Source organism: Nocardia sp. NPDC058658 (assembly GCF_042716665.1).
In the GTDB taxonomy this organism is placed as follows: Bacteria; Actinomycetota; Actinomycetes; order Mycobacteriales; family Mycobacteriaceae; genus Nocardia.
Genome location: NZ_JBHXRR010000024.1, coordinates 44,118 through 67,783, shown reverse-complemented (window position 1 = coordinate 67,783; position 23,666 = coordinate 44,118). Strand labels below are relative to the sequence as shown.

The following is a 23,666-nucleotide window of genomic DNA, read 5'->3' as shown; positions in this document are numbered from 1 at the left end:
GAACCGAAATGTCGCAGGCAACTTTTTCGGCCACGCTTTGTAAATGCCGTGCGCGAATGTCTAAATCGACGAACCAGTAGCGTACCGCTTTCGTTATTCATGGGGGCCGTGTTAGATGTACCGTGCTGAACTTGTCGAGACAACACTGACGCACCTACTTTTCAATCGGGCGGAATCGCACCGAGACAGAGTGGCGTTCGCCTACCTACCCGACGGCGAGACGATCGCCGAACAGTGGACGTTCGGTGAGCTGCGCGAGCACGCGCAGGGCGTCGCGGACTGGCTGTGTGAGGCAGGTGCGGGCGGCGAACGGGTGCTGCTCCTGCACGAGAATCATCTTCACTTCATCGCGGGATTGTTCGGTTGCGCGCTGGCCGGTGCGGTGGCTGTCCCCGCGTACTCCCCAGTCGGGAAGAAGCAGGTCGCGAGGATCGGCAAGATCGTCGACGACTCCGGAGCCCGCTTCGCGCTGAGCTCGTCGCACGCTCTCCACGAGACCCGTGCCGCCATCGAAACCTTCGGCCCTGTAGCGCAATTGCGCTGGTGCGCGTCCGATTCGCTACCCCTGACCGGCATTGCCGATCGATCGACCTCGTCGTACCCGGCCGCTGATCCGGACGACGTGGCACTGCTGCAATACACCTCAGGGTCGACGAGCGATCCGAAGGGCGTGATGATCACGCACCGGAACTTCCTCGACAACGTGGAGAGCATCCGAGGCGCCCTCGGGTCACCCGATTTCGACAACGACATCTCCGGTGTCTTCTGGCTGCCGCTGCACCATGACATGGGTCTGGTCGGTGCGGTTCTCGCCTCGGTGTATCTGGGCGTCAGTACCGAGTTGATGTCGCCCGCGTCGTTTGTGCTGCAACCGATTCGCTGGCTGGAACGGATCTCCCGTCATCGCGATGTCATCACCACCGCACCGAACTTCGCCCACGAGCTGTGCGTCACTATGACGACTCCGCTCGAACGCTCGCAGCTCGATCTCAGCGGCTGGCGAACGGCGCTGTGCGGCGCCGAGTTCGTGCGCGCAGAAACGATGCGACGGTTCGCCGATGCCTTCGCGCCGGCGGGATTCGATCCGGCGGCGGCACAGCCGGTCTACGGAATGGCTGAGGCGACGCTGCTGGTCACCGGGTCGCCGCGGCCGGAAGGCGCGCTGGTGCGCACGCTGTCACGGCAAGCGCTACAGCAACGGCGGATCGTCGAGGTCACGCCGGACTCCGCCGGGTCGACGGAGATGGTCGGATGCGGTCGGGTGCAGAACGGGCTGCGGTTGGTCATCGTCGATCCGGAGACCCGAAGGCCTTGCGCCGCAGATGAAGTCGGTGAGATATGGATCGCGAGTCCGTCGGTTGCGCGCGGATATTGGCGCAATGACGAGGCAACCGAGGCCACCTTCGGAGCGCAACTCGTCGACCCCGGCGTACACGAGGTCGGTCCGTACCTGCGGACCGGTGACCTGGGTTTCGTCCGAGACGACGAGCTCTTCGTCGTGGGGCGGTTGAAGGATCTGATCATTCTGCGTGGTCGAAACCTGTATCCCGATGACATCGAAGGGACGGTTGCCGGAGTCGACTCCGTCCTGTTGGCGGGGCGGGGCGCGGCGTTCTCGGTCGAAAACGAGGCCGAAGAACGACTCGTCATCGTGCAGGAGATCGACCGGGACGCCGCGCCCGACACCGGTTTCGATGACATCTGCCGACGGATCGCCATGGCAGTCACCGAAGAGCACGAGGCCGCTGTATCGGCAGTGGTGCTCACCCGGGCATACAGTCTGCCGAGCACCTCGAGCGGAAAAGTGCAGCGCTTCGCCTGCCGGGAGAAGTTCGAAGCCGCGACCTTGAAGGTTGTGGCGCGATGGGCTCCTGCCGCGCCTCGGGCTTTCGCGACGGCGACGCCCGCTGCGCCCCCGGCACCGGGGGCCGGACTTCGGGTGGACGCTGTCGCCGACTGGCTGGTCGCACATCTCGCGCGTGAACTCGGCGTGGACAAGGATGCGATCGATCCGAGACAGCCGTTCGCCTACTACGGCATGGATTCGGTGCGCGCGGTCAAACTCGCCGGTGCGGTCGGCCTCCGATTCGGCGTCGAACTCCGCTCGACCATCGCCTACGAGTACCCGACGATCGCGGAGCTGGCCGAGCATCTGTGTGCCAACAGCACGATCGGCACCACCGTCGAATCGTCGGACACCCCGACCGGCCGTCACATCGACGGTCCGATGGACGAGCCGCTGGCCATCGTCGGCATCGGGTGCAGGTTCCCCGGTGCCGACAACCCCGACGAGTACTGGGAACTCCTGCGCAACGGTGTCGACGCGATCGGCCCCGTCCCCGTGGACCGGTGGTCGCACTCGGATGTTCGGTGGGGTGGATTCCTGCGCGATGTCCGATCGTTCGATGCCGGCTTCTTCGGTATCTCGGCGCGCGAGGCCGAACACATCGATCCGCAGCAACGGCTGTTGCTCGAGCTCGCCGTCGAGGCGTTCGACGACGCCGGAATCGTCACTACAGACCTGGCAGGGCAGCCGGTCGCGGTGCTTCTCGGCATCTCGACCAACGATTACGGCAGGCTCTTCTACACCTCCGAGGATCGGATCGACGCCTATACCGGCACCGGTAATGCGCTGAGCGTCGCTGCCAACCGGATCTCCTATCATTTCGATTTCCGCGGGCCCAGCGCGGTTGTCGACACCGCGTGCTCCTCCTCGTTGGTCGCGCTGCACAATGCCTGTGCCACGCTCCGCTCTGGCGAGGCCACGATGGCGGTGGTGGGCGGGGTGAACCTGCTGCTGTCACCGTCGGTGTCGATAAACATGCACAAGGCAGGCGTCATGGCTGCCGACGGACGGTGCAAGACCTTCGACGCAGCGGCCGACGGCTATGTGCGCAGCGAAGGCGCGGGCGTCGTCATCGTCGAGCCGCTCTCGCGCGCGGTGGCGGCCGGGCGGCCGGTGTATGCGGTGATCAGCGGCAGTGCCACCAATCAGGATGGTCGGACGAACGGGATCATGGCACCCAGCCGCACTGCCCAAGTGGCGTTGCTCCGGCAGGCATACCGCAATGCGGGAATCCGGCTCGAGGATGTCGCGTACGTGGAGGCGCACGGGACCGGGACGTTGCTCGGCGACGCGATCGAGGCGAACGCTCTCGCCGACGTCTTCGCGGCGGGCCGGACGTCCGACACTGCCTGCGCGATCGGTTCGGTGAAGTCCAATATCGGCCACCTCGAAGCCGCGGCGGGTATCGCGGGGGTGATCAAGGTGGCCCTGGCTATGCGCCACGGCGCGATCCCGCCGAGTCTGCACTACCGCGAATCCAACCCGGACGTCGATGCTTTCGGCTCAGGTCTGCGGGTCGCGACGGCCGTGCAGACATGGCCGGACGGCCCCCGCGTGGCAGGGGTGAGTTCGTTCGGGTTCGGGGGTTCCAATGCCCATGTCGTGTTGTCCGCGCCGACCAGCCCGCCGCCGCGCCGCGCGAGTTCCGAGGTACAGAGTCCGACATTGCTGCGAGTCAGCGCCAACGACAGGGCCGCGCTGATCGACTCGGCGCGGCGGTATCACGCGTTGCTGTCGGCAGCGGAAGCGAATCTCGCCGATATCGCGTACTCGGCGGCGGTGCATCGCACACATCGCGACGATCGGCTCGCGTTGGTCGCCGCCACCGCGAACGAAGCAGCTGACCATCTGGCAGCCTTCTTGCGCGGTGAGGGCCGCTCCGGCCTCTCGGTCGGACGCGCCGACCACGGTGGTCGTCCACGCGTCGCCTTCGTGTTCTCCGGCCAGGGTTCGCAATGGCTGGGCATGGGTCGTGCCCTCTTCGCCGACGAGCCGGTGTTCCGGGACGCGATGATCAGCTGCGACCGGGAGCTGCGGCACATCACCGGATGGTCGCCGATCGACGAATTGCACGCCACCGAGGAACGCTCCCGACTCTCCGACGTCGATGTCGTGCAGCCGATGATCTTCGCCGTTCAGGTCGCTCTCGCCGCGCTGTGGCGGTCGTGGGGCGTCGTGCCCGACGCCGTCGTCGGACACAGCATGGGTGAGGTCGCCGCCGCCCACGTCGCGGGGATACTCGATCTCGCCGACGCGGCCACCGTGATCGCGCACCGTAGCGCGCTGCTGCGCACGGTGGCCGGGGCGGGTGCGATGGCTGTGGTCGAGATGTCGCCCGCGGAGGTGGCCGGGCTGATCACCGGCGAGCCTGTGACGGTCGCGGCGATCAACGGTCCACGCTCGACAGTGCTCTCGGGCGAACCCGACGCAGTGCAACGGGTACTGGAAGCGGTACGGAACCTGGATGTCTTCTGCCGGGCCGTTGCCGTCGACGTCGCGTCACACGGACCCCAGATGGACCCGCTTCGCGGCGACCTGGTCGCGGCCGCTGCCCACATCGCGCCACGTGTCGCCGAGATCCCGATGTATTCGACCGTTTCGGGTGTGGCCGACCCCGCCGAACGATTCGACGCCGGGTATTGGGGTGACAACCTCCGTCAGCCAGTACTTTTCGGGCCTGCCATCGATCGGATGATCGCCGACGGATTCGATTTATTCGTCGAGGTATCGCCGCACCCGGTGCTCATCCCCGCCATCGTCGGCGCTGATTCGGCCGAACCGGTGACGGCACTGCCGTCGAGCGTTCGGGAGGACGAGGATCGTGCCACCGTGCTCGCTACCCTTGGTGCCCTCTACTGCCGAGGAGTTCCGGTAGCGAGATCGCTCGCGGGCGATGGCACCTTCGTCGCGCTGCCTCGGTATCCCTGGCAGCGGGCGGTGCATTGGATCGACGGCGATCGGCCCGCCACGCCTTCCGTGCACGTCGACAGCCATGGATCGCAACGATTGGCCTCGTCGATCCACGCCGACACCGAGTTCTGGCAGTGGGACATCGATCTCGATCGGGCGTCATTTCTGCGCGACCACTGCGTCCAGCACTCGCCGACCGCGCCTGCCGCGTTGCACGCTGCCCTGCTCGCCGCGACCGTCGCCGCTCGGTTCGGCGCGGGATGTGAGTTGGACGACCTGCGGTTCGCGGGCCCGTTGTCCTTCGAGGACGGCATCCGCCGAACATGGCAGTTGTCACTGGTCGGCGAGATCCGTGGGGGCGCGACCTTCCGCGTCTCCAGCTCTTCGGGCGATGGAACCGAACTCCGCTGGGAGTCGCTGTCCGAGGGGATGATCCGTGCACTCGAGCCCGGCGTGGAGCGCCCGATTGCTCTGTGCGCTGCCGGCGCGCCGGATGACTGGGATGCGCAGATCCACGCAGCGGACTTCTACCGGATGCTCGACGGCGCGGGTCTGAACTACGGCCCGGCATTCCGCCGGGTCGAGACGGTGTGGCGACGTGACAATGCGGCACTGGCACGCTTGTCCGGCGACACGGTGCGTGCCGGTGCTGTACTCGATCCAGCGGTGGCCGGATTCACCGTGCAGCTGGACGCCGCGTTCCAGGTGCTCGCGGCGACGGTGACGACCGACGACGCGCTCGGCGAGAGCGTTTTCCTGCCGGTCGGGCTGGCGCGGCTGCGAGTGTTCGACGACATCTCCACAGCTCGATGGTGCTATATGGAACGGTCGACGGACACCGAATCGGACCCGGACAACCTGGTGGGCAGTTTCCAGCTGCTGTCGGAGACCGGCCAGGTTGTCGCGCAAGGCACCGAACTGCGCGTTCGGCACCTGCGCCCCGGCGGGTCGAGTACGAGAGTGGACGGTTGGTTCCATCAGCTGGACTGGCAGCAGACGCCACCGACGCCTGAGCCGGCCTCCGGTACCCGACACCACTGGGTGGTCGTCGCGGATAGCCGCGTCGGGTCCGCGGTGTCGAAACGGTTGATCGCCGAGGGACAGTCGGTTCTGGTGGTCCGCCCCGGTACCGAATACCGAGTCGATGCTTTCGGCACGGCACCGATCGGGGTCGTCTACACCGGGTCCGACGAGGACCGCGGACCGGCCGAGGCCGCCCATGCCGACGCGCTGCACCTGCTGTATCTGGCCAAGGCGCTCGGTCGTCACCCTTGGAAAGGCGAGGCACCTCGCCTGTTCGTTGTGACGCGTGCGAGCCAGGCCGTCGAGGTTGCCGACCGGGTGTCGATCGGTGGTGTCGCCGCCGCGACCTGCTGGGGAGTCGGCCGAACGATCGAGCACGAGCTGCCGGAACTGCGCTGCACCAGGATCGATCTGAGCGAGTCGACGGACGAGGCCGAAATCGACGCGCTGTGGCGGGAACTGGGATCGGGCGGGAGCGAAACCGAATTGGCGTTGCGCTCGCGGACCCGCTTCGTGGCCCGGCTGTGCCGCGTGTCGCCGCCGGGTCCGATCCGGAGAACCGCTCGGCTCGGCGAGGGATTCGCGCTGTCCCAGCAGACCCCGGGTTTGCTCGAGGACTTGGTGTTGGGTCAGGCGCAGCGCCGTGCACCTGCTGCGGGAGAGGTGGAGATCGAGATATCCGCCGCGGGTTTGAACTTCCATGACGTCGCTGTCGCGGTCGGGCTCATTCCGCCGGAGGACGACACGCGCATCCAGCTCGGCGGCGAATGTGTCGGCACGGTGTGTGCGGTGGGGCCCGGTGTCGACGAGGTGGCCTGCGGTGACGTGGTCGCGGCGATCGCGTCTCCCGCATTCGGCGCGTTTGTCACGACGTCCGCCGAACTTGTTGTCCCCATTCCTGATTCGCTGGATCCGGTCGCCGCGTCGAGCGTGCCGATCGCCTTCGTCACGGCGTATCACGCACTCTGCAACCTGGCCCAGCTCCGAGCGGGTGAGCGGGTGCTCATCCACGCCGCGACAGGCGGAGTCGGACTCGCGGCGATCGCACTGGCGCGGCGGATCGGAGCCGAGATCTACGCGACCGCAGGCAGCCCGGCCAAGCGTGAGTATCTGCGTGAACTCGGCATCGAGCATGTGATGGACTCGCGCACAGTGGACTTCGCCGAGGAGATCCGCCGCGACACCGCCGGGGTAGGCGTCGACGTGATTGTGAATTCGCTGTCGGGCATCGCGATCCGAAAGGGCCTCGAGGTTCTGGCTCCCTACGGGCGCTTCGTCGAAATCGGCAAACGTGATGTCGTGGAGAAGCGTTCGATCGATCTGTGGCAGTTGCGGCGCAACATCGCGCACTTCACTGTGGACGTCGCGGCCATGGCCGTCGAGCGGCCGGCCGCGGTGGGCGCCGTGCTGCGCGAGGTCGTGCACCTCGTCGGGGCAGGGGAGCTGGCGCCGTTGCCGACCACGACCTTCCCGCTGTCACAGGCGGAAGAGGCGTTTCGATTGATGGCGACTGCGGGACACATCGGCAAGGTAGTCCTCACCGCTGAAACCGAGCCGGAGATCCTGGCTGACACTCCGCGGTTGGAGCACGACGGGCAATACCTGGTGACCGGTGGATTCGGTGCCCTCGGCATCGCGGTCGCCGAGTCCCTGGTCGCACAGGGCGCCAGGCACCTGGTGCTCGCGGGCAGGCGGGGTCCAGGGCCGGAGGCAGGGGCTGCGATAGCGCGAATCCGTGCAGCCGGCGCCCGGGTCGTTACCAGCATCACCGATGTCAGCCGGGCTGACCAGGTGGATGCGATGGTGGCGCGGATCGACGGGAGCGGGCCGCCGTTGCGCGGTGTCGTACATGCCGCGGGCACGCTGGCGGATGCGATCATCGACCGGCAGGACGCGAATTCGCTGGCAGCGGTGCTCCTGCCGAAAGCCGCAGGGGCGTGGCACCTACACACCGCGACGCGACACCTTGAGCTGGACTTCATGGTCTTTTTCTCCTCGGCGTCGGGTGTGCTCGGTGCGCCGGGACAGAGCAACTACGCCGGGGCCAACGCGTTCCTCGACGCGCTGGCCACCCATCGCCGCGGTAGCGGACTGCCTGCCACCAGCATCGCCTGGGGGCCGTGGCGCGAGATCGGGCTCGCTGGGACAGAACAGCGCGTCGCACATGTCAGCGCGGTCGGCCTCGGCACGATCGCAGCGGCGGATGGTCTGTCGGTCCTGGAGCGGATCATGGTGACCGACCCGGTTCAGACGATCGTCCTCCCCATCGACGGCGCGCTGCCCGCCGAACTCGCCGATCTGCCACGGTTCGCGGAACTGCTGCCGATCGACGCGGGGGCGCCGGCCGGTTCGCCGAGCGCGGTACTCGAACGTCTACGGACAACCGATGAGCACGAGCGTGGTGCCGTGGTGGAGGACTACTTGGCCGAGGTGATCGCTCGCCGCCTCGGCGCCGATGCCGAGACCTTCGATCGGGACCGTCCGCTGCGCTATCTGGGCCTGGACTCGATCGGCGCGATGGAGCTGCGTACGCGGATCGAGCGTGACCTTCCGGTCACGGTGCCGGTGGTGAAGCTCCTGGAAGGTCCGAGTGTCACCGAGTTCGCCGGCTGGCTGCTGAGTGCGCTCGACCGTGAACCGACGGTGTCGGCGGCGCGAGGTCACGTCCCCGCCGACGCGGATATCGGGATAGATGACCGACGCGCGGTCGAGCTCTTGGCCGACCTGGACGCATTGTCCGACCACGAGGTCGAACAATTACTGGCCGACGTCCTCGCCGGCGAAGGAGAAGGCTCGTGATCGACGACAAACGGCAGCTGCTCGAACGATTGCTGCGGGCAAGGGCCGAGCGCGAACTCTCGCACGGTGAGCGAGGATTGTGGCTGCATTCCGTGCTCGCCCCCGACAGCGCCTCCTATAACCTGCTCTACCTCGGACGCTCCAGCGTGCCGATCGATGACACCCGGCTGCGGTCCGCTCTCTCGATCCTGGTGCGCCGACATGAACTGCTCGGCACGACGTTTCGCGAGGTCGCGGGTAAACCCGTGGCCGTCCCGAACCCGGAGACGGCCGTCCCGGTTCGTTCGCTGGATGCCACGGACTGGACGTCGGAGCGCGTTGACGCTTGGCTCGATGCCGAGCTCGCGGCGCGAATAGATCTGCGGGACGGGCCGATTCTTGGGGTCACCATCCTGCGTCGGGGGGCCGACGAGCATTTGCTCGTGCTCACCGTGGCGCACGTGGTGGTCGACTTCTGGTCCTTGGATATCGTGCTCACCGAATTGGCGCAGCTCTACCGCGACCCGTCGGCGCCATTGCCGGCGGTCGGGGCACGATATGCCGACTATGTGCAGTGGCAGTCGGAATTACTCGCCGGTGAACACGGCGAGCAATTGTGGAAATACTGGCGCGAGCGCCTCGCGGGCGAGTTGCCGACCCTGGCTCTTCCCGCCACTCGGCCACGTCCGGTGACACAGACGTTCAACGGTGCCGAACACAGCTTCGAGATCGACGCGGACCAGACCACGGCACTTCGCGAGATCGCCAGGGCACACGGTGTCACGCTGCAGGTGGTGCTGTTGGCCGCGTATATCGCGGTACTGCACCGATATTCGGGCCAGGACGACATCATCGTCGGCTCGCCGGTCGCGGGCCGGGGGATGCCGGGGTCGGAGAATATCGTCGGCTACTTCGTGAACTCGGTAGCGCTGCGCACCGATCTCACCGACAACCCCTCGTTCGCGACACTGCTGGAGCGCACCCGCATCTCGGTGCTGGAAGCGATAGCGCACCAGGAGCTTCCGTTCGCGTTGCTCGCCGAGGAGCTTGTTCCCGCCCGGGATCCGGCGTTCTCGCCCTTGTTCCAAGTGTTTTTCGCCTGGGAGACTTCGCGGCTCACCATGTCGTCCGCCGCGGGCGCGGTCGTCTCCGAAGCGGACTTCGAGCCACTGTCGTTGCGGCAGGGTGGCGCGCCGGTCGATCTGATGCTGATGATCGCCGAGCGCGAGGACACGCTGTCGTCGATTCTGCAGTACAACAGGGATCTGTTCGACGCTGCGATGATCGACCGCTTCGCGGCGCATCTGCGCCACTTTCTGCGCGCGGTCGTCACCGATCCGGCGCAGTCGATCGGGCAGGTCCCCTTGCTGACCGACGCGGAGGTCATGCAGCGCGTGCGCTGGAACGACACCGCTGTTCCCGACTTTCGCGAGTCGAGGCTCCTCGATCTGGTCACCGCGCAGATACAGCGAACGCCGTCCGCGATCGCGGTGAGCTTTCGCGACCGAGACCTCACCTACCGCGAGGTGGGGGAGCGTGCGATGGTGCTGGCGGCTCGGCTGCATGCCGCGGGTGCACGACCAGGTGATGTAGTCGGCATCGCGATCGAGCGGTCCGAGATGTCGGTGGTGAGCGCACTGGCGGTGCTGTCGGCGGGTGGCGCGTTCTTACCGGTCGACCCGACGCACCCGTCCCAGCGGTTACGAGCGATCGGTGCGGAAGCCGACGTCGTCGTATGGATCACCGATTCGCGATTGCGGCACCGGCTACCCACCGGCGCGATCACGGTGCTTGTCGACGAACCGGGAACGGTGCAGGAGTTCGTCCCGCCCACCGACTCCGTGTCGCCGGACTCCGCGGCGTACATCATGTTCACGTCCGGTACGACGGGCCGACCCAAGGGTGCGGTGAACACCCACCGCGGCATCAGCAATCGTCTGCTGTGGATGCAGCGGGCATATCCGCTGAGTGAACGGGATGTGGTACTGCACAAGACGCCGGCGAACTTCGATGTCTCGGTATGGGAGTTGTTCTGGCCATTGCTCGCGGGGGCGCGCGTCGTGGTCGCCGAACCGGAGCGTCATCGTGACAGCGGCTACCTCGTCGACGTGATCACCCGGTACCAGGTCACCGTCAGTCACTTCGTACCGTCGATGCTCGGCGCGTTTCTCACCGATCCGGGCGCGGGCCGCTGCACGAGTCTGCGCACAGTCGTCACCAGCGGCGAGGCGTTGACCGCCGAGTTGCGTGACACGCTGTTCGCAACGCTGTCCGCCGAGCTACACAATTTGTACGGTCCGACGGAGGCCGCCATCGACGTGACCTACTTCGATTGCGTGCGTGGCGATGTCGATCCGATCATCCCGATCGGCAGGCCGATCGCCAACACTCAGATACATGTGGTCGACGGGAATCTGAATCCGGTTCCTGTCGGCGTCGTCGGCGAGCTGTACATCGGTGGAATCGGTGTTGCCGCAGGATATCTGAACCGGCCCGAGCTGACATCGGCGCGATTCATCGATGCGGGTCGACCGCGCGAGAACCACGCGCTCGCCTATCCGCACGGTCTGGTGTATCGCACCGGCGACCTGGCCCGCTATCGTGCCAACGGCGAGATCGAATATCTCGGCCGCGCGGACGACCAGGTGAAGATCCGCGGCGTGCGGATAGAACTGGGCGAGATCGAGGGCGCACTACAGGCGCATCCACAGGTTCGCGCCTGTGTGGTCGTGGTCCGGGGCAGCGCCGCGCCGAAACTGGTCGCCTATGTGGTGGCCACCGATCCGACCGACCCGGCGAGCACCACCACACTGCGCGCGTTTCTGCGCGGCAGTCTTCCCGACGCGATGATCCCGGCACAGTTCGTCGGCATCGATCAGATACCGACCACGGCCACCGGTAAGCGTGATATCCGCGCGCTGCCGGAGCCCGACACCGCCCGGCCTGACATCGCCTCGGCGTATCAGGCACCGCGTACGGAGCACGAACGCGTGCTCGCGGGACTGTGGCAGCAGGTTCTCGGACTGGATGCCGTCGGCGTGTTCGACGACTATTTCGAGCTCGGCGGCGCCTCCACCCAGACCATGCAAATCTGCGCGGGGGCGAGGGAGCTGGGAATCACGGTCACGCCCGAACTCGTTTTCCGACACCGAACGGTGGCCGGTCTCGCGGGGGCACTCGAGCCGCATCCGCTACCAGCTCCCGTGGTAGAAGCGCCGTCGCCGGTCGCAGAGCCGATGGCACCTACACCGGCCGCGCAGCCGCGAACAGCGGGAAACACGGTGATCGAAAGCCTGGGTGTGTTCCTTCCTGAGACCGTACGCAAGACTTCGGAGATAGTCGACGGATGCGATAGGCCGGTCGAGATTCCGCTGGAACAACTGACCGGCATCACGACTCGCCGAGTCGTGGGGCCGGGCGAGTTCACGATCGACCTCGCCGAGCGTGCGGCGGTGAAATGTCTCTTGGGCTCGGTCTATTCGGCTTCCGATATCGATCTGCTGATCTGCACCAACATCTCCAACAACGAAGGTCCGGACGGACGTCTGATCTTCGAGCCGAACACCGCTACGCGCCTGCGAGCACGGTTGGGCATCCACGCGGCGCTGAGCTTCGACGTGTCCAACGCCTGTGCCGGAATGTTCACCGGCATCGCGATTGCGGATGCCTTCCTGGCCACCGGCCGTGCCCGCACGGCGATGGTGGTCAGTGGTGAGTACGTCTCCCACATCATCGACACCGCGCAGCGAGAGATCGTCGACTTCCTCGACGATCGGCTCGCCTGCCTCACGGTTGGAGACGCGGGAGCAGCGGTGATCCTGCACCGGGGGGCTTCGGCCGGCATCGGATTCCATGACCTGAGGTTGCGCACGCTGAGTCGATACAGTGACTTGTGCATCGGCAAGCGGACCGACCAGCCGCACGGAGGCGCGATCATGCGGACCAAGGCCGTGGAGCAGACCGCTGTCGCAGTGCGCAAGTCGGTACCGTTCGCCATGCGGATGCTCGAAAGTCATGGTTGGCAACCGGAATCGGTGGACCGGATCATCGTGCACCAGACCTCACAGGCATCGATCAACGACGCGATGGCTACGATCAATCGGCTCATCGGTCGCCAGGCCGCGCATCCCGGCAACACCGTCTCGAATCTCGAGCATCGGGGCAACACGGCCTCGACGACGCACTTCGTTGCCGTCAACGACCTGATCGACCGCGGCGACCTGCAATCCGGCGATCGAATCCTCTTCGGGGTCACCGGTTCCGGACAAACGGTCGGCGCGGCGTTGTACACGTTCGACGATCTGCCCGACCGGGTGCGTGAAGGTCGTCGCGGCGGCGAACGGCGCGAGTCCGTCGCCGTGTCTGCACCGAGGCGCACCGATATCAGGGTCCGGGTAGATGCCGTCGCGCTCGCCCATCCCGAAGGCGAGGACACCTCGGTCGAACTGGCGACGTGCGCCGGTCGGCAGTGCATCGAAGAATCCTCCCGTTCCGCACACGATCTCGGACTGGTGATCTACGCGGGAGCGCTGCGCGACGACTACCTGGTCGAACCGGCCACCGCAACATTCGTCGCCGATCGGCTGGAGATCAACGCCGACCCGGACGATCCGTTCGACCACGCGACATTGGCGTTGGATCTGTTCGACGGTGGCACCGGATTCCTGAAAGCCTGCTGCGCGGCGAGCACCGCGATCGAGAACGATATGACCGACGCGGCACTGGTGGTCGCTGCGGAGGCAGACCCGTCGGTGCCGAGCGAATCGGCGGCTCGCCGCGGTGTCCGTCATGTCGGCTCATCGGTGATCCTGGTGGCGGGCGCGGCCGACGGGCCCGGCTTCGGTGCGTTCCACTTCGCTGCCCACCCGGAATACCTCGGCGCTGTCACCAGTTTCACGAGGGTCCGTGGTGAGACGGGACTCGAGTTCGAGCAGGATCCCGATGTCGAAGCTATCTACCTGAAGGTGATCGAGGAAGCGCTGGGAGCGCTGTTGAGTACCGCGTCGATCGGGCTCGACGATATCGATGTCGTACTCGCGCCGCAGATCTCCACACGGTTTCTCGACGCCGTGGCCGAGCGCATCGGGGTGGACCGGGCGCGCCTGGTCGACGTCGTCGACGGGGGCCCCGATCTGTATACCTCGTCCATTCCGGCCGCGTTGCGGCACTGCGCGGAAACCGGTGCCGCCGGACCGCGCGATCTCGGTGTGATCATCGCGGTCGGTGCCGGTGTTCAGGTCGGCTGCGCCCTTTACCACTTCTGACAACCGTGTGACGAACAGGTGGCGAAATGACTGTATGGGCCAGATGGGCAACCAACCATGCGCGAGTGGTTGTGGCGCTTGCGCTCTCGATCTTCGTGCTCAGCGGGATCTGGGGGATCGGGGTACTGCAGAATCTCAATCTGGCCGGCTACGCCGATCCGGCCAGCGGCTCCTCCGAGGCGGAGAAGCTGATCAGTGCCACACCTGGCGGGCAACGTCCTGACGTCGTCGTGGTCTATACCGTGCCGGCCGGAAAGACGCTGGCAGATATCGGGCCCACCGTGACGGCCCAGCTGGCACAGGTGGATCCCGGTCTGCTCGCGGCACCGATCGAATCATTCTGGAGCGCACAGGGTCTGCGGCAGATCGCGTTGCGGTCCACGGATCAGACGCGGGCCTTGGCGACTGTCGTGCTAGCAGGCGACGACGGCGACAAGCTGCGTCACTATCCCGATCTGGCCGACCAGTTGACCGTTGCGGGTGTGCAGACCGAGTTCGCCGGCTACACCGCCCTCACCGCCGCCTACAACACGAAGTCGAAAACCGATGTGGTACTTGCCGAATCGGTCGCGATCCCGCTGATGCTGATCTTGTTGGTGGTGATCTTCGGCGGGCTGGTCGCCGCCGCGGCCCCGGTGATCATCGGTGGTCTCGCGGTGTTCGGCGCGCTCGGCGCCCTGCGGTTGATCAGTCTGTTCAGTGACGTCAGTGCGTTCTCGCTGAACATCGCGTCGATCATCGGTTTGGGGTTGGCGATCGATTACAGCCTGTTCGTCGTCAGCAGGTTCCGTGAGGAACTGGGTGCGGGAAGAACTCCCGCCGACGCGGCTGTGCGCACCATCGAGACCGCAGGCCGAACCATCGTGTTCTCGGCCCTGTTGCTCGGGTGTGCTTTCGCTGGTTCGATGGCCTTCCCCATCTCGATGTTGCGCTCGCTCGGATACGGGGCCATCGCCGCGATCTCGATCGCCGCGATTCTGTCGTTGACAGCCTTGCCTGCCGCTCTTGCTCTGCTCGGAGAGCGGATCAACGCGCTGCCGTGGCGACGAGGTGCCGCGCAGCGGGGCGAGGAACGCGCGCAACGCTTCTGGGGTCGACTTGCGGTGTGGGTGATGCGGCGTCCGGTCGCGGTCACCGTCGTGATCGTCACGGTGTTGCTGGCGATGAGCATGCCCCTCTTCGGGATTGTGACCGGCGGGGTGAACCCCAACGGGCTACCTGCCGACGATCCGGCAAGGCAGGCACAGGAGACGGTGGCCGCCGACTTCCCGAACGCTACCGACGGTGCCACCCTCGTGGTTCGCGGCGTGGCGGGCGCGCCTCCGTCGGCCTCGGCGGTGACCCAACTGGTCTCCGAAGTCGGTCGCATCGATGGCGTGCGGATGGCTGTGCGACTGGCCGAGGTCGATGATCGGGTGCTGATCCGGGCGTTGCTCACCGCGCCGGACTTCACCCCGGCCGCCGAGAACACGGTGCGCGCGTTGCAGCGAATTCCCGCACCCGCCGATGCCACCGTGCTGGTCGGCGGCATGAACGCGCAGCGAGTCGACAGCTACGACGCGATCGTGGGTGGTATTCCCCTCGCGATCGCGGTGATCCTGGTTGCCACCCTGCTGCTGATGTTTCTCGGCTTTCGCTCGATTGTGCTGCCGCTCAAGGCGGTGGCGATGGCCGCGCTCAGTCTCGGTGCGACATTCGGTGTGCTGACGTGGATCTTCGTCGACGGGCACGGTGCGGGTCTGCTCGGTGTCGAACCGGGGCCGTTGCCGTTGCCCGCGCTGGTCGTGGTCACCATGGCGGTGTTCGGCCTGTCCACCGACTACGAGGTCTTCTTGATGTCGCGGATGGTGGAGGCCCACGATGCGGGCGCGAGTACCGAGGAGTCCGTTGTCTCCGGTGTCGCGCGGACGGGTCGGGTGATCACGGCGGCGGCAGCGCTGTTCGTCATCGTGACCGGTGCCGCCGCGCTGTCGGATGTCGCGTTGATCAAGGTGGCTGCGCTCGGTATGGCGATCGCGATCGTGATCGACGCGACCATCGTGCGCATGCTGCTGGTCCCGGCCATCGTCAAGTTGATGGGAAATGCCAACTGGTGGACACCCTTACGGCGGCGGTGATAATCTTGGAGTGAAATTGCAATGATTGCAAAATGTTGACCGGGGAGCGCTATGCCGATCCAGTCCGACAGCACCGTAGGCCGTCCGTTCCGGCAGCAAGCGTTCTCGGATCTACCCGAATTCCCCCGTCGGGCACATCCGTATTTCACCGCGACCGCGCACGATATCGACGTGGATTCGGCGGCGTTGGGCTCGGTGCGCACGCACTACCGGGAATACGGCGTCGGTGCGCCGCTGTTGCTCGTGCACGGACTCATGACCAGTGGTTACTCGTGGCGTGATGTGCTGGATGGGCTGGGCGCCCGGTATCGCCTTGTCATCCCTGATCTGCCCGGCGCCGGTCGCAGTGGAATACCGGCGCAAGGTTTGTCGGCGCCGCGGCTGGCGGCATGGATCGCGGACTTTCAGTCCGCGATCGGGATTCGCGGGTGCCCTGTCGTCGGCAATTCGTTGGGCGGGTACCTGGTGATGCGTCAGGCGTTGGCCGACCCCGGTGCGTTTTCGAAGGTGGTCACCATCCACGCGCCCGCTTTCCCGCAGGTCAGGTTGCACGCGCTGCGGGCGGTGTTGTCGGTGCCACGCGCCGGGGACATTCTCGGCTGGTGGATTCGTCGCGACACGCAGCGCTGGGCGCATCAGGCGGTGCATTACTACGACGACGCGCACAAGTCCCGTGAGGAGATGCGCGAGTACGGCGACCCGCTGCGGACCGTCGCGGGAACCCGCGCGTTCGCGGACTACCTGCGGGAAGTGATGAGCCCGCACGATTTCGCCGAGTTCATCGCGCTGCTGGAGCGACAGGCCGCCAAGGGTGTGGATTTTCCCGTGCCGCTGCAGCTGATCTACTCCTGCCAGGACCCGTTGGTGTCGCCCACAGTCGGCGCGCGGTTGGCCGAACTGATCCCGAACGCGCGATTGCGGTGGGTCGATCGCTCGTCGCATTTCGTTCAGGTGGACAGTCCCGGCGTCGTCGTCTCGCAGGTCCTCGAGTTCCTCGACACAGGCAACGAGCAGCCGTAGTCAGCGTTCCCACCACGGGGTAGGTTGCCGAAGGTCCCACCGCAGCTCCGACTCCAGCTGCGCGGCAACCGAAACCAGCAGCGGTTCCGAATCGGGTGGGCCCATCAACTGTGCTCCCACCGGTAGACCGTCGGCGGTGAGTCCGGCCGGAATGTTCACACTCGGCCAGCCGAGCACATTCCACGGAAACGTGAATTGGATTGTCCCGAGCACAATACGGTCGGTCGCGGTGTTGCCGAGACCGTCGACGACATCGATGGGTGGCGGCGGGCATGCCGTCGTCGGTGCGAGAATCAGGTCGACCTCGTCGAAGAGCCGGCCGACCTGTCGGCGTAGTCGCGGTTCCACCGCACGTCCCGCCCGCAATATCGGCCCGGTCAGGAGAGCGCCCCGCGCGGCTTTGGCCCTGGTCCGCGGATCGACCCGCGCGTCGGGCAGGGCTGCCAGACGCTCTCGCATCCCCACAACGATCCGCGTGATCATCGAGAAGCTCAGGGCTGGAGAATAATTCGGCTCGCCTCGTATCAGCGTGTGACCGAGTCCGCGCAGCGTGTGGGAGATATGGGCGAGCGCTGCTTCGACCTCGGGGTCGACCGGCATCCGGGACGCGGTGAATGGCGGCTTCGTCGACAACGCGATTCGCAGCCTGCCCGGCTCAATGTCCAGCGCCGCTGAGAAGGTCGTTTCAGCGGCGATATCGAGCAGGAGTGTCGCGTCCGCGACGGTGCGGGCCAGTGGGCCGAGGACGGTCAACCCGTAATAGAGCTCGGAGTGTGGCGAGGTCGGAATCCGCCCGCGTTGCGGTTTGATGCCGACCAGATCGGTCCAGGAAGCGGGGATGCGGATCGAGCCGCCGCCGTCGGAGCCGAGGGCAGCGGGCACAAGTCCCGCAGCTACCGCGGCGGCGCTGCCGCCGGACGAGCCGCCGGGAGATCGGTTGGCAGCCCAGGGATTTCGGGTATATCCGAAGGCGTCGCCGCTGGTGTACGGCCATTGGCCCAACTCCGGGGTGTTGGTCTTGCCCACGATGACTGCGCCCGCGTGGCGGAGTCTGCGAACCACTTCGGCATCGGCCTGCTTCGGAGTGAAGTCGCCACCGCAGCCGAAAGCCGTTGGTTCGCCGGCGATGTCGGTGTCGTCCTTGATCGCTATCGGGACACCTAGAAGCGGCGCTGGGTCGCCGACGGCGATGCGGTGGTCGGCTGTGATCGCTTCGGCCAGAGCGTGTTCACGTCGGATCACCCGGAATGCGTTGAGAGTGGTTCGGCTTGCCTCGATGCGGTCGAGCGCGGCGCTCACGACCGCGTGTGACGAGACTTTGCCCTGCGCGAGTGCGTCAGCGAGCGCTCGCAGGCCGAGGTGGGCGGCGGTCATCGGGCTTCTTCCAATGGTTGCAAAGTATGTGAAGTAGACTAACAATTCGGGCGAGTTCTTGCAATGGATACAAGAGGATTCATGGTGGATGCCAGGAAACTGCGGACGATCGAGGCGTTGTTGAAAGCGGCGGAGGAAACTTTTCGAAGCCGGTCGCTGGAGAGTGTCACGGTGGAAGAGATCGCCGAACGTGCCGGGGTGGCAGTCGGTTCGATCTACAACCACTTCGGCTCCAAGGCCGGACTGCATGCCGCTGTGGTCGAACGGGTGCTCGAGGTTGACCGATCTTTCATGGATGTGGCCTTCACTGCTGACCGCACGCCCGCCGAGCAGCTCTACGCGGTCGGCGAGCAGTATCTGCAGTTCTACCTGCAATATCCCGAGTACTTCCGGATGCTGGCGTTCCCCGTCGATCCCGGCCAGTACACCGCGGGCCGTGCGCTGGCCGAGCGGATGGCCGGGCAGATCAACGAACAGAACGACCGGATGGTGGTGGCTATTCAGGCGGCGATCGATTCCGGGGTGGCGCGGTCGGTCGACGCGAAGAAGGTCGCCATGGTGCTGCTCGCCGCGTGGAACGGCATCATCAGTCTCAACTGGCGACCGGATCAGCTGCGTCGCGATGAATCCGAGTTGCGTGAGCTTCTCGAGGCGGCCGCCGACGTCATCGCCAACGGCTTGTTGCGCTGACGCACGCCTAGCGCTGCGACAGGTGCACGTTGAACAGGATCGTCAGCTGGGTGACCGCCTGGTCGAACGGGTGCGCGGACTTGAGCGCGCGGCTGTGCACGATCGTGCCCTCGATGGTGGTGAGCAGGAACCCGGCCAGTGACACCGCGGTCGACCGTTCGATCCCGGCGGCGACGATCCCGTCGGCCAGGCGCGCGGTCCACTCGGCGAAGGCCTGGCCCGCGATGGACTGGACGGCGGGGTCGAGTTCGTCGAGTGCGGCGGCCATCATGAACGAACCGGCGGCGTAATCGGACTTTTCCAGCGGCGTGCGCCAGAAGGCGAGCAGGTCGGTGAGCCACTGCTGGGCCGATGGTGCGGTCTGCAGGGAATCGGCCATCGCGCTCACATGTGAGTACACCAGGCGGGTGACGATCCGGGCCGCCGTCTGCACCAATTCGCCTTTGCCGGAAGGGAAGTGCTGATACAGCGAGTTGCGCGAGGTGTTGCTGCGCTCGAGCAGTTCGCTGAGCGTGGACGCGTGGACGCCGTGTTCCTGAACGGTGCTGATGGTGTGTTCGATGAGTCGGGCGCGTGGTCCGGCAGCCATCCGATCTTTCTCCTACCCCTTGATTGAACCGATCGGTTCATGTTAGACCTATACCTAGGTGAACCGATCGGTTCATATGGAGAGGATGCCATGCCCACCCCCATTGCCACCGCGGTTCCGGTCACCCACGCGCAACTCTGTGGTCTCGGTGTATATCGGCCGCGTCGCGTTGTGCCCAACTCCGAGATCGTCGAGGCGATCGAGTCCTCGGACGAGTGGATCAAGACCCGTTCCGGGATCGCCGCCCGGCACTGGGCCGAGCCCGACGAGACGATCGTGTCGATGAGCGTGGCGGCTGCCGAGGACGCGCTGCGGGCGGCCGGACTCGCGGCCGACCAGATGGATGCGGTGGTGCTGGCGACCTCGTCGCAGATGGTGCTCGGTCCGTCGGCGGGCGCGGTGGTGGCCACCGAACTCGGCATGCACGACACCGCCGCCTACGACATTTCCGCAGGATGCGCGGGGTTCTGTTACGCGCTGGCGGACGCGGCGAACCTGGTGCGCTCGGGTCAGGTGCGCTACGTGCTGGTGATCGGGGTGGAGCGGCTGTCGGATCTACTCGACACCACCGACCGCGGGTGCGCGTTCATCTTCGCCGACGGCGCGGGCGCTGTGGTGGTGGGCCCGGCCGAGCAGGAGGGGATCGGGCCGGTCGCGTGGGGCTCCGACGGCAGTCGCACCTCGGCGATCAAGCAGGACAAGGATTTCGCGGAGTACTTCGCCGAAGTCGCCGCGGCCGAGGCGAGCGGCGGCACCACACAGCGCCCCTACATCCGGATGAACGGCACCGAGGTATTCCGTTGGGCCGTCACCTTTTTGGAGAAGGCGTGCCGCGACGCACTCGACCTCGCGGGCATCACCGCCGCCGACCTCGACGCGTTCGTTCCCCACCAGGCCAACATCCGCATCACCGACGCCCTGATCCGCACCCTCGGCCTGCCCGAGCAGGTAGCCGTCGCCCGCGACATCATCGAAACCGGCAACACCAGCGCCGCATCCATCCCGATGGCCATGGAACAACTCATCCGCTCCGGAGCCGCCAACCCCGGCGACACCGCACTCTTGCTCGGCTTCGGCGCCGGCCTGGCCTACGCAGGCCAGGTAGTCCACCTACCCCCGATCGTCTGACTCCGGGCCGGGGTTCGTCGGCCGGGCTGGTGACGCCGGTGAGTCCCTCGTCAGGTTGTCATGCGTTGGCCTTTTCGCGCTGGGAGCGTTCGGTGACCGGGATCGCGTAGGCGGCGCCGTCGCGGATGCCGAATTCGAAGCGGCAGGGGAACAGCGACGGGAGGCCGGTGGCGCGGAGGTCGAAGTTCGCGGCGAGGGTTTGCATGGCCCAGTTCTGCAGGGAATCCGGGAGTTGCAGGGTGGTGCCGTCGACGCAGCAGACGTAGGCGTGGGTCTGTTCGCCGTCGATGGGCAGGGGGTTGCGCAGACCGACTGCGCCGATTTCCAGAATGCGTCCGGCGTTGTGGGAAGTAGCGACGCTCGGCAAATCCAACTCGATGTCGTCCATGCGGAAAACCGTATCGCAGCAACTATTCAGGGAACACCGAAATCGCGTGGACTTGACGAACTTCGCTGATGTCGCAAATGTGCGAAAAGGGGAGGTCGGCGCGGCGGAGCCCGGCGCGGCGTGCGCCGAGCCCTACCGCGGTGGCGTCAGCCGATGGCGAAGCGCAGTAACGCCTGACGATCACCCTGCTTGATCTTGCCTTTGCGGTCGAGGACTTCCAGCTGCCAGACCGGGCCGTTGCGGAAGGTCCGCGCGATCGCGTTGGCGTTTTCCGCACCGAGCAGCGACGGCCAGATATCGGCGACGGGCTGGGTGTCGCCACCGGTCGCGTCGTAGATCTTGAACGAAACGTTGTTCGCCTTCTCGAAGGAGGATCCCTTCTTGAACGCGACGGCGACGAAAACGATGGAGTCGATGGCGGGGGGCACGTTGGCGAAGGTGACGTGCACGGTCTCGTCGTCGCCCGCGGCCGCACCGGTCTGCTCGTCGCCGGTGTGCAGCACCGATCCGTTGCCGAGCGGGTCGAGCGAATCCAGACCGGCGAACCGCACCGGCTCACCGCCCTGGAACAGCACGGCGATCAGATCGAGGTCGACACCGCGCTTGCGCCGGGCCATGCCGAGAATTCCACCGCTGGAACCCGCCGACGGATCCCAGCTCACCCCCACGCTCATTTTGGTGATACCGGCGAGATCGGCCGCGCCGTCTTCCTTCTTGAGAGTAATCACGAACTCAGGCTACGGACTTCGTCGCGCACGTGCAGACCAACAGTTCGCCGCCCGCCGAGCACGTTGCCCGACAACAACTTCGGCAGGTCAGCCCGAATGTGTCGCGAGGTAGACCAGTGCCGTCACCGCGAGCGCCACCGCGCCGAGAATCCCGCCCGCGATCGTGTCGGCGCGGTTGGTGGCCACGCCGTTCTCGATCCGATCCCAGCCGACGAATGCGGCGACCACGGCCCCGATTCCGGCTGGGGCGGCCACGAACTCGCTGACTACGGGAATGAAGGAGACCGCGCAGGCGATGATGCCGAGCACCAATGCCGTGAGGCCGGCGCCGTTGCGTGGCGGCGGCAGGGTCTCGGGACCGGGCATTCCCCGAGCGTAGCCGCGCCGTGGGTCGGGTGCTGATCGGGCCGGTCACAGCTTCGTCATGGTTGGTCGCGCGGGTGCCGGGTACCCCAGGGGAATAGCGGCCCTGCAGGGATTCGCCCGAGTCACGGTGCCCGGGCCGCGGAGTTCGAGGAGGGATCAGGTTTGTCGATTTCAGCTGACGAATCGAAAAGTCGAAACCCGAACAAAGGTTACGTAGCGCTACTCGGCTGGAGTTTGAACGCCGTCGAGGCGGTTGATCGGTTCGATCGCCGCTATATCGTGGTCGCCCCCGCGTGGGCGCAGGATTATTGCACAGAGCACGACATTCCCTATATCCCCTGGGATTTCGAGCGGCTCAACGACCGTTCGATGGAGATCGCGGAGACCCTGAAGGCGAAAGGGGTCGACGTCGCCATTCCGATCTTCGAGGAGACGGTGGAATGGGCGGGCGCGATCAATTCCGTCCTGCTCGACAATCCCCGCCTGCTCGGTCAGTCCATGCTGCTGCGTGACAAATCGTTGATGAAGCGGCGCGCGCAACTCGGCGGTATCCGGGTCGGCATTTTCGAAGAGGCGCACGAACGCGACGACGTGATCCGCTTCCTCAAGCGGGTCAATCAAACATTGCTGAAACTCGACGGTGATCCCAACGATCCGATTCACCTCAAGGCATTCGACAAAGCGGGTTGCCTCGGCCATCGGATCATCCGGACCCCCGACGAGGTCGACACGATCCCCGACGACGAGTTCCCGATGCTGATGGAATCGCACCTGGACGGGTGGGAGTTCGCGGTCGAGGCCTGGGTGCACAACGGCCGCATCGCTTTTCTGAACATCTCGGAGTACGTGACGCTCGGGTACTCGGTGTTCGTGCCCGCCACCCCGGAGCTGGAGAAGTACCGGCCCGAGATCACCCGGCAGGTCGAGAAGCTGATCAAGACCTTCGATATCGAATTCGGTTTCATTCACCCCGAGTACTTCGTCACCAGCGACGGGGAGATGTATTTCGGCGAAGTCGCCTACCGCCCGCCGGGTTTCAAGGTGTTCGAGCTGCTGGAACGGACCTACGGTTTCAATGCCTATCATGCACTGGTGCTCGCGTTCGATCCGAAAACCACCGAGGCCGAGATCGACGAGTTCTTCCCGAAGGAAGTGGTGGATGCCACCGGTCACGCGGGTTGCTTCGGTGTTTATCCGCGTCGGCGCGTGGTGAGTCGACTGTCGGTGCCGCCGGAGACCGAAGATCACGATTACTTCGACTCGCACGAACTCACCGCACCGCAGGCCGAAAAGGTCACCAAACGTACTGCATTCGGTAATCATTGGGGTCTGCTCTATTTCTTCGGCGAGGACCCGTACACTATGCGGGATCTGTTGAAGCGACAAGAAGAGCTCGACTTCTATATCTGATCTGTTGCCAGGGCAACGGATGTGCGAAGGGATCG

At 65.9% G+C, this 23,666-nt stretch carries 12 protein-coding genes; 7 read left to right on the top strand and 5 right to left on the bottom strand.

All coding sequences use genetic code 11. From position 1 onward, the window contains the following. Positions 1-115: 115 nt before the first annotated feature. The 4 genes from ACFWUP_RS26125 to ACFWUP_RS26110 all read left to right on the top strand — a co-directional run bounded on the left by ACFWUP_RS26125 (position 116) and on the right by ACFWUP_RS26110 (position 16,958). Positions 116-8,578 carry an SDR family NAD(P)-dependent oxidoreductase gene (locus ACFWUP_RS26125; RefSeq protein WP_379238614.1) on the top strand — a complete coding sequence of 2,821 codons (8,463 nt, stop codon included), beginning with the start codon at positions 116-118 and terminating at the stop codon, positions 8,576-8,578. Next, positions 8,575-13,821 (top strand): amino acid adenylation domain-containing protein, encoded by a 5,247-nt coding sequence (locus ACFWUP_RS26120; protein ID WP_379238613.1) that lies wholly within the window; start codon positions 8,575-8,577, stop codon positions 13,819-13,821. The genes ACFWUP_RS26125 and ACFWUP_RS26120 overlap by 4 nt, the downstream gene beginning before the upstream one ends. 65 nt (positions 13,822-13,886) lie before the next feature. Further along, positions 13,887-15,938, top strand: a complete 2,052-nt coding sequence (locus ACFWUP_RS26115; protein ID WP_379238612.1) for an MMPL family transporter — start codon at positions 13,887-13,889, stop codon at positions 15,936-15,938. A 51-nt stretch (positions 15,939-15,989) separates the two neighbouring features. After that, entirely contained in the window at positions 15,990-16,958 is a 969-nt protein-coding gene (locus ACFWUP_RS26110) for an alpha/beta fold hydrolase (RefSeq protein WP_379238611.1), read from the top strand. Here ACFWUP_RS26110 and ACFWUP_RS26105 read toward each other — a convergent pair whose 3' ends face one another. Continuing rightward, complete coding sequence (locus tag ACFWUP_RS26105) at positions 16,959-18,332, bottom strand: amidase (RefSeq protein ID WP_379238610.1); 1,374 nt, start codon at positions 18,330-18,332, stop codon at positions 16,959-16,961. Between the two features lie 81 nt (positions 18,333-18,413). On the opposite strand from ACFWUP_RS26105, the gene ACFWUP_RS26100 reads away from it, so the two are divergent. Next, on the top strand, positions 18,414-19,022 hold the full coding sequence (locus tag ACFWUP_RS26100) for a TetR/AcrR family transcriptional regulator (protein ID WP_379238609.1): 609 nt from the start codon (positions 18,414-18,416) through the stop codon (positions 19,020-19,022). 7 nt (positions 19,023-19,029) lie between these two features. Here ACFWUP_RS26100 and ACFWUP_RS26095 read toward each other — a convergent pair whose 3' ends face one another. Beyond that, positions 19,030-19,611 carry a TetR/AcrR family transcriptional regulator gene (locus ACFWUP_RS26095; RefSeq protein ID WP_379238608.1) on the bottom strand — a complete coding sequence of 194 codons (582 nt, stop codon included), beginning with the start codon at positions 19,609-19,611 and terminating at the stop codon, positions 19,030-19,032. Positions 19,612-19,701: 90 nt separating this feature from the next. On the opposite strand from ACFWUP_RS26095, the gene ACFWUP_RS26090 reads away from it, so the two are divergent. Next, on the top strand, positions 19,702-20,739 hold the full coding sequence (locus tag ACFWUP_RS26090) for a beta-ketoacyl-ACP synthase III (RefSeq protein WP_379238607.1): 1,038 nt from the start codon (positions 19,702-19,704) through the stop codon (positions 20,737-20,739). Positions 20,740-20,797: 58 nt separating this feature from the next. Here ACFWUP_RS26090 and ACFWUP_RS26085 read toward each other — a convergent pair whose 3' ends face one another. From ACFWUP_RS26085 to ACFWUP_RS26075, 3 genes are all read right to left on the bottom strand, one after another. Then, positions 20,798-21,127: a hypothetical protein gene (locus ACFWUP_RS26085; RefSeq protein WP_379238606.1), complete on the bottom strand. Its 330-nt coding sequence runs from the start codon at positions 21,125-21,127 to the stop codon at positions 20,798-20,800. A 146-nt stretch (positions 21,128-21,273) separates the two neighbouring features. Next, complete coding sequence (locus ACFWUP_RS26080) at positions 21,274-21,855, bottom strand: TerD family protein (protein ID WP_379238605.1); 582 nt, start codon at positions 21,853-21,855, stop codon at positions 21,274-21,276. Between the two features lie 87 nt (positions 21,856-21,942). Then, entirely contained in the window at positions 21,943-22,221 is a 279-nt protein-coding gene (locus ACFWUP_RS26075; protein WP_379238604.1) for a hypothetical protein, read from the bottom strand. Between the two features lie 369 nt (positions 22,222-22,590). Here ACFWUP_RS26075 and ACFWUP_RS26070 point away from each other — a divergent pair, with 369 nt between their 5' ends. Next, entirely contained in the window at positions 22,591-23,631 is a 1,041-nt protein-coding gene (locus tag ACFWUP_RS26070; protein ID WP_379238648.1) for an acetyl-CoA carboxylase biotin carboxylase subunit family protein, read from the top strand. Positions 23,632-23,666: the final 35 nt, after the last annotated feature.

Coding starts and splice junctions, on each gene's coding strand:
- ACFWUP_RS26125 (WP_379238614.1), top strand. CDS start 116: ATGTACCGTGCTGAACTTGTCGAGACAACACTGACGCACCTACTTTTC.
- ACFWUP_RS26110 (WP_379238611.1), top strand. CDS start 15,990: ATGCCGATCCAGTCCGACAGCACCGTAGGCCGTCCGTTCCGGCAGCAA.
- ACFWUP_RS26105 (WP_379238610.1), bottom strand. CDS start 18,332: ATGACCGCCGCCCACCTCGGCCTGCGAGCGCTCGCTGACGCACTCGCG.
- ACFWUP_RS26100 (WP_379238609.1), top strand. CDS start 18,414: ATGGTGGATGCCAGGAAACTGCGGACGATCGAGGCGTTGTTGAAAGCG.
- ACFWUP_RS26095 (WP_379238608.1), bottom strand. CDS start 19,611: ATGGCTGCCGGACCACGCGCCCGACTCATCGAACACACCATCAGCACC.
- ACFWUP_RS26090 (WP_379238607.1), top strand. CDS start 19,702: ATGCCCACCCCCATTGCCACCGCGGTTCCGGTCACCCACGCGCAACTC.
- ACFWUP_RS26085 (WP_379238606.1), bottom strand. CDS start 21,127: ATGGACGACATCGAGTTGGATTTGCCGAGCGTCGCTACTTCCCACAAC.
- ACFWUP_RS26075 (WP_379238604.1), bottom strand. CDS start 22,221: ATGCCCGGTCCCGAGACCCTGCCGCCGCCACGCAACGGCGCCGGCCTC.
- ACFWUP_RS26070 (WP_379238648.1), top strand. CDS start 22,591: ATGGAGATCGCGGAGACCCTGAAGGCGAAAGGGGTCGACGTCGCCATT.